Source organism: Geobacillus sp. ZGt-1, from assembly GCF_001026865.1.
Classification (GTDB): Bacteria; Bacillota; Bacilli; order Bacillales; family Anoxybacillaceae; genus Geobacillus; species Geobacillus thermoleovorans.
The window spans coordinates 50,319-53,736 of the sequence record NZ_LDPD01000012.1; the positions used below are offsets into that span (position 1 = coordinate 50,319).

Genomic DNA, 3,418 nt, shown 5'->3' on the forward strand with positions numbered 1-3,418 from the left:
GGGGATGACAACCGGAAAATTATTGCAAATCGAGAAAAAGGTGAAACCGGCCTCATCTACATCCACCAAGCCGGACAAAGGGAACGGACAAGTCGGAAAGAGTGAAAAGAAAGCATCACCATCAAAAGGGAGAAAACTGGAACAGCCGGCGCAAGTGAAACAGAAGCATAGGGAACAGAAGACAAAACAGCAGAAAAAAGAAAAACAGATGCCGCACGAGCGGAAAAACTCCGGTTTAAATAAGGAAAGCTCTCCGTCAAACAAGGAAATGTCTCTGAAAGGGAAAAAACATGGAAACGCCAGACCATCGCGGCCGGGCGGTCATTATGTAGAGAAAAAAGCGGCAGGCGGCCGGCCGGATGGCAACGACCAAAAAGAGCGGCGCCATCCGGCCCATCCCGGCCGTCCTTCGGAAGCAATGAATTCCAAAACAAAAAAAGCCGAGTGATGGCGCTCGGCTTTATTCTGTTCTCCGGCCGGCCAGTTCGCTTTGTGCTTGAGCAATGAGCCGTTTCGTCATTTCTCCGCCGACGGAGCCGTTGGCGCGCGAAACCGTGCCAGCCCCGAGCTGTACGCCAAACTCTTGGGCGATTTCGTATTTGATTTGTTCCAACGCTTGTTCGATGCCTGGAACAAGCAGTTTGTTGCTTGAACGAGCCATATGAAATTCCTCCTTGATGGTTTTTTTGATGAGGTATGATTAGTATGGACGACCGAACAAAGAGATATGGTTGGGAATTACAGGAGGAATTTTTCATGGGTTCGTGGAACGATTTCATGCGCCCACTCATTATTTTGTCCGATCCACAGCTGTTTACGTTGCCGCTTGGCCTCAATCGCTTCAAAGGACAGTACATCAGCTATTGGAACTACATTATGGCGGCATCCATGGTGTTTACGCTGCCGGTGTTGGTCATTTACGCCTTTTTCAACCGCTACTTCATCAAAGGAATTTCGTTCACGGGCGGAAAATAACGGACGTTTTGTACAACGGTTTTCCGGTCATGACAAGAAGGGGATGTTCGCCAAACGGAGGGTTGTCCTCCTTTGGTGGCAGCTTTTTTTCGCGCGGCATATCCATGAAAAAAACGCACATCATATAAGTGGAAATATCGACTTCATAAGAAAGGGACCGAAGCGATGGAATGGACGGTGCAGCTGTCAAAACAGGCAGGGAGGCAGGCTGGTCGGGGGTGGGCGGTCGCTGCGCTTGCCTCGATTCCGCTTGTCATGACGCTGGGCAATTCGATGCTCATCCCGGTGCTGCCGGCGATGGAACGGCATCTCGACATCACGCCGCTGCAGTCGAGCCTGCTGATCACGATGTATTCCGTTGTGGCGATTTTGTTCATTCCGCTGGCCGGATATATAAGCGACCGCATCGGGAGAAAAATGGTCATCGTTCCAAGCCTGTTGCTGGCGGCGGTGGGAGGGGGGCTGGCGGGATGGGCTGCTTGGCGGGTGAGCGACCCGTACGGCTGGATGATCGCCGGGCGCATGTTGCAAGGGCTCGGGGCGGCCGGGGCGTTTCCGATCGTTTTGCCGCTTGTCGGGGATTTGTTTCCGGATGAGGAGGAGGCAAGCCGCTGTTTAGGGACGGTTGAAACGGCGAACACGTTCGGCAAAGTGCTAAGCCCGATTCTCGGGGCGATGCTGGCTGGCATCATTTGGTTTTTTCCATTTTTTTCGTTCCCTGTCTTTTGCCTGCTATCGGCAGCAATGATGGTTTGGTCCATCCAGGTGCCGGCGCGTCGGGAGCGGCCGTTGCCGTTTCGGGATTTTATTGCGGTGGTGGCGGCGATTTTCCGCCGCGAAGGGCGTTGGCTGATCGGGGTGTTTGTCATCGGCGGTTTGTTGATGCTTGTGTTGTTTGCGTTTTTATTTTTCCTTTCAAGCCGTCTTGAAGATGTGTATGGCATTGATGGAATGAGGAAAGGATGGGTGCTCGCCATCCCGCTCGGGGCGCTCTGCCTCGCTTCATTTGCGGCCGGGAAAGCGATTGGCGACCGGAAACAGCGGATGAAATGGGGCGCTGCAACCGGCTCCGTTCTATTGGCGGCTGCGTTGGCCCTCGTTCCCCTTCATCCATCCCTTTCCGTTTGGCTGGCGTTGTTCTCGGCAGCCGGCATCGGCATCGGCGCTGCGCTGCCGTGTTTAGATGCGCTTATCACGGAAGGAATTGAGAAAAGCGAGCGCGGGACGGTGACATCGTTTTACAGTTCGCTTCGTTTTATCGGCGTGGCTGCCGGGCCGCCGTTGGCAGCCTGGCTGATGAAACATGGCCACGGCGCCGCTCCTGTTGCTTCTTAGCGTCATGGCGCTGCTTGGCGGCGCTGCTGCTTTTTGGCTCATTCGCCCAGAAACCGATGAAGGAGGAGTAGCATGAAAGCCGTTACGTATCAAGGCATCAAAGATGTAGCTGTCAAACAAATGCCTGATCCGAAAATTTTAAAAGACGATGACATTATTGTCAAAATTACCAGCACCGCGATTTGCGGCTCCGATCTCCATTTAGTGCATGGGATGATTCCGAACATGCCGGAAGATTTCATTATCGGCCATGAACCGATGGGCATTGTCGAGGAAGTCGGCCCGGCGGTGACGAAAGTGAAAAAAGGCGACCGGGTCATCGTGCCGTTTACGATCGCCTGCGGGCAATGCTGGTATTGCCAGCACGGGCTCGAAAGCCAATGCGATGCGTCGAACCCAAACGGCGAATCGGGGGGGTATTTCGGCTATTCCGAGACGTTTGGCGGCTACCCGGGCGGGCAGGCTGAATATTTGCGCGTTCCGTTTGCCAACTTCACTCCGTTTGTCGTCCCGGAAAACTGTGAGTTGGAAGATGAAAAATTGCTGTTTTTGTCGGACATCATCCCGACCGCGTTTTGGGGCGTTGATGAGGCGGGGGTAAAAGATGGCGACACTGTTGTCGTGCTCGGCTGCGGCCCAGTTGGGCTGCTGACGCAAAAGTTTGCCTGGATGAAAGGGGCGAAACGCGTCATCGCCGTTGATTACATCGATTATCGGATCGAACATGCGAAAAAGACGAACAAAGTCGAAACGTTAAATTTCACTGAATACGAGAATGTCGGAGAATATATTAAAGAAATGACTGGAGGCGGGGCCGATGTCGTCATCGATTGTGTCGGGCTCGACGGAAAGATGACGCCGCTTGAGCTTATTGGCTCAGCGCTGAAGCTGCAAGGCGGGGCGATGGGGGCGATCGTCATCGCTTCGCAGGCGGTGCGCAAAGGCGGAACGATCCAGCTCGTCGGGGTATATGGCGCCCGCTACAACCAGTTTCCGCTCGGCGATTTGTTCTCACGCAACATTACGCTGAAAATGGGGCAGGCGCCGGTCATTCATTACATTCCGACGTTATACGAGTGGATCGTGGAAGGGAAGTTCGATCCGACCG

2 protein-coding genes and 3 pseudogenes are annotated in these 3,418 nt (G+C 53.9%); 4 read left to right on the top strand and 1 reads right to left on the bottom strand.

Annotated features, from left to right (window positions below):
• Window positions 1-448, top strand: a pseudogene (locus VU18_RS03945) (hypothetical protein); the annotation flags it as partial.
• 12 nt (window positions 449-460) lie between these two features.
• On the opposite strand, the gene VU18_RS03950 reads toward VU18_RS03945, so the two are convergent.
• Window positions 461-661 carry an alpha/beta-type small acid-soluble spore protein gene (locus tag VU18_RS03950; protein ID WP_047757687.1) on the bottom strand — a complete coding sequence of 67 codons (201 nt, stop codon included), beginning with the start codon at window positions 659-661 and terminating at the stop codon, window positions 461-463.
• 92 nt (window positions 662-753) lie between these two features.
• On the opposite strand from VU18_RS03950, the pseudogene VU18_RS03955 reads away from it, so the two are divergent.
• The 3 genes and pseudogenes from VU18_RS03955 to VU18_RS03965 form a co-directional block, all read left to right on the top strand.
• Window positions 754-975: pseudogene (locus tag VU18_RS03955) on the top strand (carbohydrate ABC transporter permease); the annotation flags it as partial.
• Window positions 976-1,140: 165 nt separating this feature from the next.
• Window positions 1,141-2,386 (top strand): annotated as a pseudogene (locus tag VU18_RS03960) (MFS transporter).
• A partial coding sequence (locus VU18_RS03965) for a zinc-dependent alcohol dehydrogenase (protein WP_047757711.1) occupies window positions 2,383-3,418 on the top strand: 1,036 nt, incomplete at its 3' end. The pseudogene VU18_RS03960 and the gene VU18_RS03965, both read left to right, overlap by 4 nt.

Excerpts from the sequence above, each read along its gene's own strand:
- VU18_RS03950 (WP_047757687.1), bottom strand. The coding sequence starts at position 661 with ATGGCTCGTTCAAGCAACAAACTGCTTGTTCCAGGCATCGAACAAGCG.